Origin of the sequence: Paraburkholderia fungorum (assembly GCF_046027215.1) — a bacterium.
GTDB classification, from domain to species: Bacteria; Pseudomonadota; Gammaproteobacteria; order Burkholderiales; family Burkholderiaceae; genus Paraburkholderia; species Paraburkholderia fungorum_D.
In genome coordinates, this window is the sequence record NZ_JAQQEN010000001.1 from 3,164,922 (window position 1) to 3,179,006 (window position 14,085).

Sequence of the window (14,085 nt, forward strand, 5' to 3'; positions counted from 1 at the left end):
GCCACGGCAACCTGCGCCGCAGCGGCCACGTGCATCGTTATTCGCGGCCTGCGAGCAGGTCCGCCATGTCGTCGGCATGCTCTTCTTCGACAGCAAGGATCTCCTCGAACATACGACGCGTCGTCACGTCCTTTTCGCCGAGATAATGCACGATCTCACGGTACGTATCGATCGCAATCCGCTCGGCCACCAGGTTCTCGCGAATCATGTCAGTGAGATCCTTGCCTTCCTTGTATTCCGAATGCGAATGCGCCTTCAGGCCGTCCGGCGCAAAATCCGGCTCGCCGCCCAGTTGCACGATTCGCTCGGCGATACGGTCAGCGTGTTCCTGCTCCTCCGCTGCATGCTCGGCGAATTCCGCCGCCACGGCCTCGGAATTGATGCCCTTGGCCATGAAGTGATGCCGCTTGTAACGCAGCGTGCAGACGATTTCGGTGGCCAGCGCATCGTTGAGCAGCTTCAGCACGGTCTCGCGGTCCGCACCGTACGTCTGCGTGACGGGGCCGTCCTGCATGTGCTTGCGTGCGTCCTCGCGGATCTTTTTAATGTCCATCACGAATGGATCGCTGCCTTTAGATACCGCGCCCTGGGCGACTGGTGACTTCGACATTGAATTTCTCCTTTATCCGGTATTGGGGGTATGACGCATCACGCACGATTCGCGCCTGATGCGCCGCTACAGGGATCAGCTACGCGGCTACGTTCGGAATACGCCAAGCAGCAGCGTGACCACGAAAACGACAAGGAAAATGTAGAACAGGATCTTGGCGATTTCGGCCGCACCGGCCGCGATACCGGTAAAACCGAATACGGCGGCAATGATCGCGATCACGAAAAAGACGATGGCATAGTGAAGCATGGCGACTCTCCTTCTTGTTGGTCTCTGCGTACTGGGCGGGTACGACGCAGCGCCGGTTCATGGCGGAAACATGCGTGCATCGAGTGATGAGCAACCCCCTCGCGGCGCGCCGCTAATCGACGATTTTTTTCGTCACCACGAAGCCGAGCACGAGGAACACCACGCACAGAATGACGAACACGACAAACAGGAACTTCGCGATCGCCGCCGCACCCGCGGCCACGCCGGTAAAGCCAAGAAGGCCGGCGATCACCGCCACGACGGCGAACAGCAATGCCCATTTCAGCATGATGGCTTCCTCCCAGATCAATGATTGAACGGTCAGGTCCATCCTATCGATCGACACAGGTGGGCGCATTCCGACGCACTCCGGTTTTCGTGTGAGAATCCGCTTACATTGGATTACGGCAGCGTTACGCAACCTGCCCCGGCGACGCCGTTGCGATGTGTCCGCGCTGGGTCTGCGCCGGGTTTGCGCCGGGTTTGTGCCATCACGTGGAGCGACGGACGTTACACTGGTGCCCCAGTCGAGGAGCTGAACGTGTCGAATGTGCAGAATGTGTCGAACATGCAGAACCCAGGTGCCGCAGCGCGGCTAAGCGACTGGATGCGCACTCGCAGCTGGGCGATCGCGATGACCGTGGCGATCGTCATCACTGTGGGCGGACTCGTGATCCTCGAAACCGCGCGCGAACGCATCGCCGCAGAGTATGAGACCGCGCTCGAAGCGCGCGACGTCACCGTGCAACTGAGCACGCTCGCGAGCCAATTGTCCAGCCTGAGCGCGCACCAGAGCGATTTCCTTCTGACAAAACAGGACGCCTCTGCGCAAGCCTTTTGCGCGACCGCCGTGCGGATTCGGCAGAGCGGGCAGCAGCTGGACCGGTTTTATCGCAGCAAGGCGGATAACGCCGAACTTGCGAGCTTCACGCAGATTCTCACGCTGATCGAAGCACGCATCGGCGCGGGCGCTGCTGCATTGCAACGCGCGGCGCCCAGTCCGCTCGATCTCGCCGCCTGCGGCAGCGCAAGCGAAGCCAATCCCGCCGACGCCACGCTGGTCGACAGCACGCTCACGCTGCTGCGCGATAACGAGGAGCGCCGCGCGCAGCACGCGCTCGATGCGAGCCGCGCCGATCAGCGCATTTCCACGCTTTGCGCGGCAGGCCTGTCGGCGCTGAATATCGTGCTGTTCATTCTGCTGTTCCGCAATCTGGGCATCCAGCTCGATCGCCAGGCGCGCGTGCAGCGTCAGTTGATCACGCAACAGGAAGAGCTCGACCAGCTCGTCAACGAACGCACGCGGCAGCTCGAAGCGCTGGGCTGGCATTTGCAGGCGGTCAGCGAGAACGAAAAAACCCAGCTTGCGCGCGAGCTGCACGACGAGCTCGGCGCGATTCTGACCGCCAGCAAAATGGACGTAGCCTGGGCGAACCGCAAGCTTAAGGAGAGCGAACCGGCCATCTCCGAAAAGCTCACACGCGCGCTCGCCAACCTCGACCAGGGCATCGCGCTCAAGCGCCGCATCATCGAAGACATGCGACCCACCGTGCTGGCGAATTTCGGGCTGGTCACCGCGCTGCGCACGCTCGCCGACGAAGCCGCGCAGCGCAACAACTGGGCGCTCGAACTCCATCTTCCCGCCGACGATATCCAGCTCGACGAGCAAACCGAGATCGCCCTGTTTCGCGTTGCGCAGGAGTCGCTGACGAATGCGGCAAAGTACGCGCGGGCCTCGAAGGTATCGATCGGTTTGCAGGTCGGCGACGGCCAGGTGGCGCTCGATATCGCCGACAACGGCGTCGGCATCACGCCGGCCGATCTGAAGCGCACGCATACCCACGGCTTGCTGGGCATGCGCCAGCGCGTCGCCGCGCATGGCGGGCACTTCGATATCCGGCGCGGCGTGCCGAACGGCACGGACATCCATGTGATCATGCCGAGCGTCAGCACCGCGACGCCGTCAGTCGACCTGCCACCGGCCGCACCGTCGCGAACCTCCGCGTAGCAAGGCTTCAGCGCACCATGTAGGAGTGCGCCGACGCAAACACCGGAGCGCACCTACAACAAAATCGCAGCACAACCGACAGCCTTATCCCCGCCCTTTTTTTAACATGCAATCAGACCGGATCGACTGGCGTAAGCTCCGGTCGGACGACAGCTAGCGCGTGCCGGCACAACCAGGTACGTCAACCGATGCATTCTCGACAAGGAGAACCCTCATGAATCGACTGATCGCTTTGCTTCTCATTGCAGGGACGGCTGCGCTCGCCGGTTGCAATACCATGGCCGGAGCTGGGCAGGATATTTCGAAGGGCGGCAACGCCATCACGAACTCGGCCGAACAAGCCAAGTAATTCGTCGGTATGCCATGAATGGCGGGACGCCTGAAAGCGTCCCGCCGTGCAGGAACTCGATAGCCCGTCGCGGAACCGTGCGACGGGCTTTTTTTGCGGCCACGCAGTCGTCTGAGGCATAAGCCCCAAGCTGCAGCGGCATGCAGGATGCGCGCCGCCAGGTCGCCAGGCGCCAGGCGGCAAACAAAAACGGCGACCCACTCGCGTGGACCGCCGCCCCGTCCTCCCCAGGACTGTCGCCTATCGCATCTATCGCTTGCGTTCGCTATGCGCTTACGGTCAGCGGTTTTCCTGGCTTATTGGCCGCCGGTCAGCGTATTGGTCAGTTCGATGCTCGGCGTGCTGGTGTTGCCATTCTGCGCAACCAGCAGATGGATCTGCCCCGGTACGAGCTGGCTCAACGCCCCGGCGATCGGCACCGATGTCACCAGCCAGTCGGCGTTATTCGACAGCGAGAACGCACCCGACTGGAAGATCGGCGTCTTGCTGCCCGCCACCGTCGCGATCAGTACATACGCGCCGCCCGACACGTAGATCGAATCCTGGCCGCTCGCCGGCACCGCGTTCCTGAACGACACACCCGCCATCGTCGGAGCTACGGCACTGATGTTGGTATTGGTCGACTGAACCAGATACAGATCGAGGTTGGTCGCGTTCGCCGATGCGTTAAAGGCACGCAGGCGCGCGCTGCTGGACAGGAGACCCTTGTCGAACGGATCGTCGATCAGGCCGATATCCGGTGCAGCCAGGCCGGGCAACGCCAGCACGGTGTACTCGTGGCCCTTGGCGACGTCGGGAAAGCTGCCGCTCGCGAGCGCGGTCGTCGTGCCGGTCGCCGCGTAAGCGACCGTGGTTGCGCCCGTGTTGATATTGGTGAGGTTCGTCACACCCTTATAACCGATGTTCGTCTGTCCCGAAGGCGCCGCGCCGTTCACGAGAAAGTCGACGGCCGGGCCGCCTGGAATGGCGTGGATGAAATGGATCTCCGGGTTGGTCAGCCCGAGTTCCTTGCCGACGTCGCTACCGCTGCCACCGCACGCGCTCAGAACAGAGGCAACGGCAACCACAGCTGCCATGGTTCGGATCATTTTCATTTGTATTCACCTATATCGATGTGGGCCCTCGACCCATTAATTTTGCGGGCATCGCTTCGGATTTCGCGTCGACTGAAACCGTGTTCGTTGATCGTTGGAACGGTCTCAGACTGGCGCTCCGATATGCAGCACCCCCTCCCTATCCGTCTCGCACAGCGCGGCTCTTTCCAGAGCGGCGCAGTCCGTGTCGATGGACGCTCGGGATGAGCAAAGCGTGTGCCGCGGGCTTCGATATGGCTAAATGAGCCTGAAGAATGTCTTACGGAACAATAAGTTTGCGAGGATTAGAATTTTTCCTCGGAGGGTTGGCACGGTTCGCGGTGTATTGTTCGTGCGCATCCAATACTTACACGGTCCTCTGCATGTCTTACCGACACTTGCTTGCCGAACTCGACCTCGGCTTCACTCGCCTGCGCAACCGCGTGGTGATGGGTTCGATGCACACTGGCATGGAGGACCGCTTCTGGAATTACCGGAAGTTGGCGGCGTATTTTCGCGAGCGCGCCAAAGGCGGCGTCGGCCTGATCGTCACGGGCGGAATCTCACCGAACCGGCAGGGCTGGTTGCTGCCGTTCGGCGGCACGCTGAACTCGGTGTTCGACCTGCGCAACCATCGGCTGCTGACCGAGGCCGTGCATGCCGAAGGCGGCAAAATCGCCTTGCAGATCCTGCATGCGGGACGCTATGGCTATCAGCCATTCGTGGTGTCCGCGTCGGCGCTCAAGTCGCCGATCTCGAAGTTCAAGCCGCGCGCGCTCACCGAGGCCGGCATCGCCCGCACCGTGCGCGACTACGCGCGCTGCGCGCGGCTCGCCCAACGCGCCGGCTACGACGGCATCGAAATCATGGGCAGCGAAGGCTATCTGCTCAATCAGTTCCTCTGCCCCCGCACGAATCAACGCACTGACCGTTACGGCGGCAGCATCGAGAACCGCATGCGGCTTGCGCGCGAGATCGTCGAACGGGTGCGCGCGGCGTGCGGCGAACGCTTCATCCTGGTGTACCGGCTCTCGCTGATCGATCTCGTGGAAGGCGGCAATACATGGGACGAAACCGTGCAGGTCGCCCGGGCGCTCGAAGCCGCCGGCGTGACCATGTTCAACACGGGCATCGGCTGGCACGAAGCGCGAGTGCCGACCATCGTGACCTCGGTGCCGCGCGCGGCCTTTGCTTCGCTGAGCGCCCGGTTGAAGGCCGCCGTCAAGGTGCCGGTGATCGTGTCGAACCGGATCAACACGCCGGAAGTGGCTGAGGAATTGCTCGCCCTGGGCGCGGGTGACCTGGTGTCGATGGCAAGACCGCTGCTCGCCGACCCCGAGTTCGTCGTCAAGACCGCGCAAGGACGCGCGCACGAAATCAACACCTGTATCGCCTGCAACCAGGCTTGCCTCGATCACACCTTCAGGAACCAGCGCGCGAGTTGCCTCGTGAATCCGCGCGCCGGCCGTGAGACCGAACTGGTTTATCGGCCGGTTGCCGGCGCGCAGACGGTGCGCTCGGTCGCGGTGATCGGTGCCGGCCCAGCGGGTTTGTCGGCCGCAACGGTGGCGGCGTCCCGCGGACATCGCGTGACGCTATTCGATGCGAGCGCAACGATCGGCGGGCAGTTCAATCTGGCGATGCGCGTGCCGGGCAAGGAAGAGTTCAGCGAGACCATCCGCTATTTCGACAGTCAGTTGCAGCGGCACCGCGTCGAGGTGAGGCTCGGCACGCGCGTTGACGCGGCAACGCTCGCCGCGGGCGCTTACGACGACGTGATCGTCGCCACCGGCATCGTGCCGCGACGGCCGGCGATTGCCGGCATCGACGGACCGAACGTGCTGTCTTATATCGACGTACTGCGTGGCGCGCCGGTGGGGCGCCGCGTCGCCGTGATCGGCGCGGGCGGGATCGGCTTCGACGTCAGCGAGTTCCTGCTGCATCGGCCGGGCGAGCCGTTGCCGATGCAGCGCGATGCATGGCTCGACGAATGGGGCGTCGACCTCGCGGTGCGCGAGCGCGGCGGACTGAAGCCGCCAGTGCCGGCGCAACCGGTGCGCGAAATCTGGCTGTTGCAGCGCAAGGCGGGCAAGCTCGGCATGGGGCTCGGCAAAACGTCCGGCTGGGTGCATCGCGCGACGCTCGCACGAAACAACGTGAAGATGCTCGGCGGCGTGTCGTATCTGGCGGTCAGTGAGCGCGGCCTGAAAATCGCGCGCGACGGCGTCGAAGAATGGCTCGAGGTGGACACGGTTGTCGTGTGCGCGGGGCAGGAATCGCTGCGCGATCTGTACCCGGCGACGGCGGCAGGTACCGCGAATGCTGGAAACGGTCCGCGCTTTCACGTGATCGGCGGCGCGAAGGTGGCGACCGAACTGGATGCGAAACGCGCGATCCGCGAAGGTGCGGAAGTGGCGGCGGCGCTATAGCACGGCGGGCGGCGGGCAGCCGCCCCGCATCAGGCGAGCGCCTTCTTGCGGTAGTCGAACCAGAACGACAGGCCCACGCTCGCCAGAATCACAATGGTCGCGATCACCGTGGAATGCGTGACGGGTTCGCCGAGCAACAATGCGCCGAGCGCGACCGCGACCACCGGGTTCACGTACATGCAGCTACTGGCGATGATCGGGCTCGTGTGGCGGATCAGAAAACCATACGCGACATACGCGGTCATCGTGCCGATCAGCATCAGATAGATAAACGCCAGCACAGGCAGAGCATGCACCTCCAGCATCCGTTCGCCCGACACCCACGCGACGATAGTCGACATCGCGCCGCCCAGGCCGATCTGCAACGAAGTCGATAGAAACAGATCCGACGGCAGCTTCAGCCGCCCGGCCAGATGCGCGCCGCCCGCCCAGAAAAGCGCGCCGCATAGAATCGCGAGACTGCCGCCGGCCGAGCCGGGCGACGTGTCACCGTGACTCAGGATCCCGATCCCGACCAGGCCCAGCCCGACCGCGAACCATTCGCCTTTGCCGATCCGCCGCCCCGCCACCGCCGCAATGACCGTGGCGAACAGCGGCACGGTGGCGACCATGACCGCTGCGGTGCCGGTGCCGACCGTCCGCATGCCGAAGGCGAGCATGCCGCTCGACAAACCGACCAGCATCGTGCCGACCAGACCCGCATTACGGATTTCGGCGGCGCTCGGCCAGACCGGCTTACGGCGCGCCGCGAAGATGAACAGCCCGATGCCGGCAAACAGATTGCGCAGCCCGGAGAGCAATAGCGGTGGAAACGAACCGAGCGCGACGTGCACGGCCAGGTACGTCGAACCCCAGACGATATAGACGACGGCGAGCGCGAGCGCGATCTGGCCATTGCGCGACTGCGGCAGACGGATGGCGAAGCCACGCGCGAAACGGTTGAGAAATTGCAGCGACATGCGTTCAACCCGCCCAGGCCGCGCGAGGTGCTGCGCCCCCGCTGAAGACCCTGTGGCGGGATGGCGGACACCGCATCGGCGATGCGGAATGGCGGTCGAGGCTGGCGGACATGTCGGTGGAACGGGAAGACGAGAGATGGCCAATGGGGCCACAACGCCGCGGCGATCGAAGGCGATCGAGCCACGGCTGACACGCGCCAAACGTCTGGCGCGGATCGCATTATGCAGTAAGCGCCCACCGCGCCGGCTGAAAGAATCGTAATTTTTTGGCGTACTTACAACAAAAAGCCGGGGGACGTCCCCGGCTTTTTGCCTCGCGCGTGGAACCGGCGTTCAGGCTATGCAGATAGCATCGCGACGGTCTTTAGTTGGCCATCGCGCCCGACGCTTCGTGTTTCATGCCCATTGCGTCGCCGCTCTTTTTCATTTTGTCGTGCTTCATCGTGTCCTTTTTCATGCTGTCCTTCGACATCGTGTCTTTGGACATCGAACCTTTCGACATTGTGTCCTTTGACATTGCATCGTTGGACATCGCGCCGCTTGCCTGGGCGAACGCGGCGCCGCCGCTGGTGAGGAGCGCGACGGCCACTGCTGCGATTGCGAACTTTTTCATGGAATAACTCCGTGTTGTTGTGGATGAATCAGAACCGGCCTCTACCTTGTGCCTTGTGCCGGCGTATTTCCGAAGCTTCTGCCGCCCGGGGTCGCGCATCCGGTTCAGTGCGCGGCCCGCGCGCGTCAGGAGCCTCCGAACCAGTTGTAGCCCTGGTCGACCCAATAGCCGCCGGGATACGTGTTGGTGACGAACAGTTCGACGATGTGTTTCGGGTTCTTGTAGCCGAGCTTGGTCGGCATGCGCAGCTTCATCGGGAAGCCGTATTTCGGGGGCAGACGCGCACCGTCGTAGGACAACGTGAGCAGCGTCTGCGGATGCAACGCGGTCGGCATGTCGATGCTTTCGTAGTAGTCGTCCGCGCATCTGAAGCCGACGTATTTCGCGCTCGTGTCCGCACCGATGCGCCGCAGAAAATCGGCAAATGGCGTGCCGCCCCAGCGGCCGATCGCGCTCCACCCTTCCACGCAGATATGCCGCGTGATCTGCTCGGCATGCGGCAGCGCATACAGCTCGGGCAGGCTCCAGACACGCTGGCCGCTTACCAGGCCGCTGACCTGTAGCCTGTAGTCGGAGGCATCCACGTCGGGCACGTCATCGATGCCGTAAAACGCGTTGAATGGGAACGGCCGCGTGATCTGCGCTTCCGTGTAGGTCGGCGCGAGTTGCTTCGGGTCGAACAACGCCGCTTGCGCGCGGTCGTTCAGGCGCGACACGGCGGTCAGGAAGGTGTTGACCGAATCGTTGTCGGTCAGGGAGCAGCCTGTCAGCATCGACAGGCCGCCGAGCGTCAGAAGCCGCTTGCCGAACAGGCGTCGCGACGGCATCGCGAGTTCGCGGCGGGCGTCGATCAGGATCGACTCGCGGTCGAGTTTGCTATCCGGCTTCATGTCGGGCTGAGTCATGATTGGATGTCCTTAAGTTCTGCGTATGCGTGCATCAACGGCTCAACGTCCGCGCAGCATCGCCAGCAGCGAGCGCGGCACGAGCGCCACCATCGCCAGATGCACGACGACGAACGCAGCCATCAGCGACATCGCACAGAAGTGGACGATGCGCGCGTTGTCGTAACCGCCCATCAGCTCGCGCAGCAGCGGAAACTGCACCGATTTCCAGATCGCAAGACCCGAGAGCACCAGCACGATCAGATCGCAAACGACAAACAGGTAAGCGAATTTCTGCACCGCGTTATAGACGCGCAGATCGGCATGCGAGAGCTTGCCAGTCAGTGCGGCAATGAAATCGTGCAGCACGGCGCGCGGCGAGACCGGCAGGAACTTGCGCACGAAGCGGCCGCTGACCAGGTTCAGCACCAGATACAGCAGGCCGTTGAAGACCAGCAGCCACATGGCCGCGAAGTGCCATTGCAGCGCGCCGCCGAGCCAGCCGCCGAGCGTGATGGCCGGCGGAAACGTAAAGCCTTTGAAGATCGGCGACGCGTCATAGATGCGCCAGCCGGACAGCATCATCAGGATGGCCGCGAGAGCATTGAGCCAATGCGTGACGCGCACCCACACTGGATGAATCGTGCCGCGCTTCGGCGTGGCCGGCGGAGCGGTTTCGCTGAGTGCATGAGGCGTTGCCATGAGAATCTCCGTTGGAATGGGGTGTGCCGCGGGGGCCTTGCGGGGTCGTCGCGCGATCAATTGCAGGCGGCCAGTTCGCCCACTTGCAACACGTCGCCGGTCGCGGCGTTTTCGACGAAAGCGACGACGCCGAAGTCGCCGGCGGGGGCGTTGGCGTCGGCATCGTCGATACGGATATCGCGGTGGATTTGCACGTGACCGGCAACCAGCGGCACCGGGCCGATCCATTGCCGCACGACGCGTTCGTGATGCAGCGTTGCACCGCTGTTTTCCCCCGCTCTGACCTGCGAGTTCAACGCGTTCTGGTAAACCGCGACGTAGGCACTCAGTTGGCCCGTGGTGGCGGCCGCCTTGCTGGTAAATTGCGCATCGACGTTAAAGGCGCCTTTTGCCTGCGGTGTCAGTTCGAGCGCCACGTTCGCCTGCGCCGGCTCGGCGACAACCTTGCCGATCCGGCTCTGGAAACTGTCGCGCTGCGACCAGTCGCGCAGTTCGCGGCCTGATACAAAGATCTCGGGCGTGTAGATGGTGTGGCCGCCGGCGAGGTCAGTGAGGGTTTGCTGACGTTCGGTAAAACGATGCTGTGAGAAGCGGTCGGTCCAGCCGAGACTATTCCAGTAGTCGACGTGCAGGGCCAACGGCACGATGCTTTGGGCGGCGCCGCTGCTTTTCCATTGACCCAGCCAGTTGTCCGCTGGCGGGCAGCTGTTGCAACCTTCGCTGCTGTAGAGCTCGACTAGCGCCACGCGGTGGGATGGACTGTGGGATGCGCAGATGGCGGTGGTCGCGGTGGTCGCTGTCGCTGCAGTGGCCAGGCCACTGGCTGAGAGCGCCGCCAACGATAGTGCCAGCGCGATCGCTCGCGTGAGGGGCGGCCGCTCGACTCGGCGGTCGGGAGTGGTTCTGGTTTGCATGGCGTGCTCCGCTCCATCAGGATTTGCACGTTTGTCGAATGGGGGCGGCGGTTATGACAACGGGATGGAATTTTTTTTGTTTTTCCCCCGATGTGAGTGGGATTTTTTTTTTCGCCTTTGGCGGTAGCGGCGTAAGCAACCGACCCCTGGGCGTCGAATAAAGAGCCGCCCTCACTCGTGCTAACATAAGTCTTTCGTATTTCGATCACGTCGAAGAAGCATTCCCTCGACACACCGCAACTTTTTCGATATCCGCCGGCCATCTCAATGCGTTTTCCGATCTCTCATGCCCTCACCCGCCTGCGCCCTTACCGCGCAACGGGCTACGCGCGTGCAGACGTATCGCCACATCGCGCCGGCGCGCCATCCCGAACGCTCCCGCTTCTCGCCGCCCGGCGCCCGATCTGACGCAGCTTTCCCTCTATTGCCGGGGCCGCGTCGTCGGGCTCCGGGCTGATCTCATCCGCACGCAATTCCTTTATATGCAGATCAATTGGAGAACCCGTCATGAAAAAGACGAAAGCCTGTTACCTCACCGAACTCGACGTCGCCCGTCTTGAGAAGCACGCGGCCGCGCCGGGCGCCGACGCCAAAATGCAAGACATGCTCGACCACGTTCTGGAACGCGCCGTGATCGTCGAATCGCGCGACATCCCCGCGAATATCGTCACAATGAATTCGCAAGCCACGCTGGTCGACGAAACCAGCGGCGAGCAGATGACCTGGACGGTCGTCTATCCGCCCAATGCGGACTTCGCGCAGGGCCGCCTGAATGTGTTTTCGCCGGTTGGTCTCGCCTTGCTCGGCGCGAAGCGCGGCGAGCGCATCCGCTTCACGCCGCCGAGCGGCACGGAGAAAGTGCTGAAGCTCGAAAAAATCCTGTTTCAGCCCGAAGCCGCCGACGATTTCACGCTGTAAGCCAGGCGCACGCGCGACGCAGAGCCGCTGCGCCTCCTCATCCCCGGCAGCCCTATCACAATAAGAATAGTGCGCGGCTGACCGGCGTTATCTCCGACATCTGACTTTTTCAAGACGGGTTGCCAAGCAACGCCCGGGCGGTGTATCGTGTGCGCTGCTAACGCGGGGGTCCTGCGTCGCACGGTGGTGGGAGGTCCGTGCTGCGTGGGTGAGAAATACCCTTTGAACCTGATCTGGATAATGCCAGCGCAGGGAAGCGTACGGATTTCGCACCTGGTCTACCGTTTCCTCTCTCGCGAATCCGACAACTTCCGTCTCGTCTCCTGCTTAGCGGCCCCACATTGCTATGCGTCATTGGAGATATGCATGAACGCCAATCCGAAGTTCCTTTCCGCCGACGCCCACGTCGACGCCGCCGCTGTCGCGCCGCTGCCGAATTCCCGCAAGATCTACGTGACCGGCTCGCGCCCCGACATCCGCGTGCCGATGCGCGAAATCTCCCAATCCGACACGCCGGATAGCTTCGGCGGCGAGAAGAATCCGCCGGTCTACGTCTACGATACGTCGGGGCCCTACTCCGATCCGGAAGCCACGATCGACATCCGCGCGGGTCTGCCGGCGCTGCGTCAGCGCTGGATCGAAGAACGCGGCGACACCGAAGCGCTGATGGGCCTTTCCAGCGACTTCAGCCGCGAACGCGCCGCCGACACCGCCACCGCCGATCTGCGCTTTCAGGGCCTGCACCGCACGCCGCGCCGCGCCATCGCCGGCAAGAACGTTTCGCAGATGCACTACGCGCGTCAAGGCATCGTCACGCCGGAAATGGAATACATCGCGATTCGCGAGAACCAGCAGCGCGCGGCGTATCTGGAGACGCTGAAGACAAGCGGTCCGAACGGCGAAAAGCTGGCCGCCATGATGGGCCGTCAGCACCCCGGCCAGGCGTTCGGCGCCAGCGCTTTCGGTCCCAATGGCCTGACGGAAATTACGGCGGAATTCGTGCGCGAAGAAGTCGCCCGCGGTCGCGCGATCATCCCGAACAATATCAATCACCCGGAAAGCGAGCCGATGATCATCGGCCGCAATTTCCTCGTGAAGGTCAATGCGAACATCGGCAACTCGGCCGTGACGTCCTCGATCGGCGAGGAAGTCGACAAGATGACGTGGGCGATCCGCTGGGGCGGCGACACGGTGATGGATCTCTCCACCGGCAAGCACATTCACGAAACGCGCGAGTGGATCATCCGCAATTCGCCGGTGCCGATCGGCACGGTGCCGATCTATCAGGCACTGGAAAAGGTTAACGGCAAGGCTGAAGACCTGACGTGGGAAATCTTCCGCGACACGCTGATCGAACAGGCCGAGCAAGGCGTCGACTACTTCACGATCCACGCGGGCGTGCGTCTGCAATACGTGCCGCTCACGGCGAAGCGCATGACGGGGATCGTCTCGCGCGGCGGCTCGATCATGGCGAAGTGGTGTCTCGCGCATCACAAGGAAAGCTTCCTGTACGAGCACTTCGAAGACATCTGCGAAATCATGAAGGCGTATGACGTAGCCTTCTCGCTCGGCGACGGTCTGCGTCCCGGCTCGATTTACGATGCGAACGACGAAGCGCAACTCGGCGAGCTGAAGACCCTCGGTGAACTCACGCAGATCGCGTGGAAGCACGACGTGCAGACCATGATCGAAGGCCCGGGCCACGTGCCGATGCAACTGATCAAGGAAAACATGGACCTGCAACTGGAATGGTGTGACGAAGCACCGTTCTACACGCTGGGACCGCTGACCACCGATATCGCTCCGGGCTACGACCACATCACGTCGGGCATCGGCGCGGCGATGATCGGCTGGTTCGGCACGGCGATGCTCTGCTACGTGACGCCGAAGGAACACCTGGGTCTGCCGAACAAGGACGACGTCAAGACCGGCATCATCACCTACAAGCTCGCCGCGCACGCCGCCGATCTGGCGAAGGGCCATCCGGGCGCGCAGGTGCGTGACAATGCGTTGTCGAAAGCGCGCTTCGAATTCCGTTGGGAAGACCAGTTCAATCTCGGTCTCGATCCGGACAAGGCACGTGAATTCCACGATGAAACCCTGCCGAAGGATTCGGCCAAGGTCGCGCACTTCTGTTCGATGTGCGGCCCGCACTTCTGCTCGATGAAGATCACTCAGGACGTGCGCGAATTCGCAGCGCAACAAGGCGTCACTGACGACGAGGCACTGAAGAAAGGCATGGAAGTGAAGTCGATCGAGTTCATGAAGAAAGGCGCCGAGATCTATCAGCGTCAGTAAGAGCGTCAGTAAGGTTCAGCTACGCGGCCGCTAGTGTGCGGCCGCCAGCCTGGCAAGCGCATCGTTGCGTTGCAGTACC

General features: G+C 62.8%; 14 protein-coding genes and 1 riboswitch. Of the genes, 5 read left to right on the forward strand and 9 right to left on the reverse strand.

Translation table 11 applies throughout. The annotated features are described in order from the left end of the window. Positions 1 to 37: 37 nt before the first annotated feature. The 3 genes from PQR27_RS14020 to PQR27_RS14030 all read right to left on the reverse strand — a co-directional run bounded on the left by PQR27_RS14020 (position 38) and on the right by PQR27_RS14030 (position 1,148). Positions 38 to 610, reverse strand: coding sequence for a ferritin-like domain-containing protein (locus PQR27_RS14020; RefSeq protein WP_408524221.1), 573 nt, complete (start codon positions 608 to 610; stop codon positions 38 to 40). Positions 611 to 697: 87 nt separating this feature from the next. Beyond that, positions 698 to 859 (reverse strand): DUF1328 domain-containing protein, encoded by a 162-nt coding sequence (locus PQR27_RS14025; protein ID WP_006052455.1) that lies wholly within the window; start codon positions 857 to 859, stop codon positions 698 to 700. Between the two features lie 112 nt (positions 860 to 971). Continuing rightward, positions 972 to 1,148, reverse strand: coding sequence for a DUF1328 domain-containing protein (locus PQR27_RS14030; protein WP_408525488.1), 177 nt, complete (start codon positions 1,146 to 1,148; stop codon positions 972 to 974). Between the two features lie 252 nt (positions 1,149 to 1,400). On the opposite strand from PQR27_RS14030, the gene PQR27_RS14035 reads away from it, so the two are divergent. Together PQR27_RS14035 and PQR27_RS14040 are read left to right on the forward strand one after the other, a co-directional pair. Beyond that, positions 1,401 to 2,867, forward strand: coding sequence for a sensor histidine kinase (locus tag PQR27_RS14035; protein ID WP_408524222.1), 1,467 nt, complete (start codon positions 1,401 to 1,403; stop codon positions 2,865 to 2,867). Positions 2,868 to 3,081: 214 nt separating this feature from the next. Beyond that, a complete protein-coding gene (locus PQR27_RS14040) occupies positions 3,082 to 3,216 on the forward strand; it encodes an entericidin A/B family lipoprotein (protein ID WP_012433647.1) in 135 nt (44 codons plus the stop codon). 296 nt (positions 3,217 to 3,512) lie between these two features. Here the strand turns inward: PQR27_RS14040 and PQR27_RS14045 are convergent, their stop codons facing one another. Continuing rightward, the gene (locus PQR27_RS14045; protein WP_408524223.1) at positions 3,513 to 4,310 is read right to left on the reverse strand and encodes a DUF4397 domain-containing protein; all 798 of its coding nucleotides are present in this window, start codon (positions 4,308 to 4,310) and stop codon (positions 3,513 to 3,515) included. Positions 4,311 to 4,672: 362 nt separating this feature from the next. Here PQR27_RS14045 and PQR27_RS14050 point away from each other — a divergent pair, with 362 nt between their 5' ends. Continuing rightward, positions 4,673 to 6,718, forward strand: coding sequence for an oxidoreductase (locus PQR27_RS14050; protein WP_408524224.1), 2,046 nt, complete (start codon positions 4,673 to 4,675; stop codon positions 6,716 to 6,718). A gap of 29 nt (positions 6,719 to 6,747) precedes the next feature. Here the strand turns inward: PQR27_RS14050 and PQR27_RS14055 are convergent, their stop codons facing one another. The 5 genes from PQR27_RS14055 to PQR27_RS14075 all read right to left on the reverse strand — a co-directional run bounded on the left by PQR27_RS14055 (position 6,748) and on the right by PQR27_RS14075 (position 10,790). Beyond that, a complete protein-coding gene (locus tag PQR27_RS14055; protein ID WP_408524225.1) occupies positions 6,748 to 7,677 on the reverse strand; it encodes an EamA family transporter in 930 nt (309 codons plus the stop codon). 364 nt (positions 7,678 to 8,041) lie between these two features. Continuing rightward, positions 8,042 to 8,290 (reverse strand): pentapeptide MXKDX repeat protein, encoded by a 249-nt coding sequence (locus PQR27_RS14060; protein ID WP_408524226.1) that lies wholly within the window; start codon positions 8,288 to 8,290, stop codon positions 8,042 to 8,044. Between the two features lie 125 nt (positions 8,291 to 8,415). Further along, entirely contained in the window at positions 8,416 to 9,195 is a 780-nt protein-coding gene (locus tag PQR27_RS14065) for a molybdopterin-dependent oxidoreductase (RefSeq protein WP_408524227.1), read from the reverse strand. A 42-nt stretch (positions 9,196 to 9,237) separates the two neighbouring features. Beyond that, positions 9,238 to 9,876, reverse strand: coding sequence for a cytochrome b/b6 domain-containing protein (locus PQR27_RS14070; protein WP_408524228.1), 639 nt, complete (start codon positions 9,874 to 9,876; stop codon positions 9,238 to 9,240). A gap of 56 nt (positions 9,877 to 9,932) precedes the next feature. Then, positions 9,933 to 10,790 carry a DUF1223 domain-containing protein gene (locus PQR27_RS14075; RefSeq protein WP_408524229.1) on the reverse strand — a complete coding sequence of 286 codons (858 nt, stop codon included), beginning with the start codon at positions 10,788 to 10,790 and terminating at the stop codon, positions 9,933 to 9,935. A 507-nt stretch (positions 10,791 to 11,297) separates the two neighbouring features. On the opposite strand from PQR27_RS14075, the gene PQR27_RS14080 reads away from it, so the two are divergent. After that, positions 11,298 to 11,708 carry a GreA/GreB family elongation factor gene (locus PQR27_RS14080; RefSeq protein WP_408524230.1) on the forward strand — a complete coding sequence of 137 codons (411 nt, stop codon included), beginning with the start codon at positions 11,298 to 11,300 and terminating at the stop codon, positions 11,706 to 11,708. Positions 11,709 to 11,862: 154 nt separating this feature from the next. Beyond that, positions 11,863 to 11,981: riboswitch (TPP riboswitch) on the forward strand. A 93-nt stretch (positions 11,982 to 12,074) separates the two neighbouring features. After that, positions 12,075 to 14,006: a phosphomethylpyrimidine synthase ThiC gene (gene thiC, locus PQR27_RS14085; protein ID WP_408524231.1), complete on the forward strand. Its 1,932-nt coding sequence runs from the start codon at positions 12,075 to 12,077 to the stop codon at positions 14,004 to 14,006. Positions 14,007 to 14,085 lie beyond the last annotated feature (79 nt).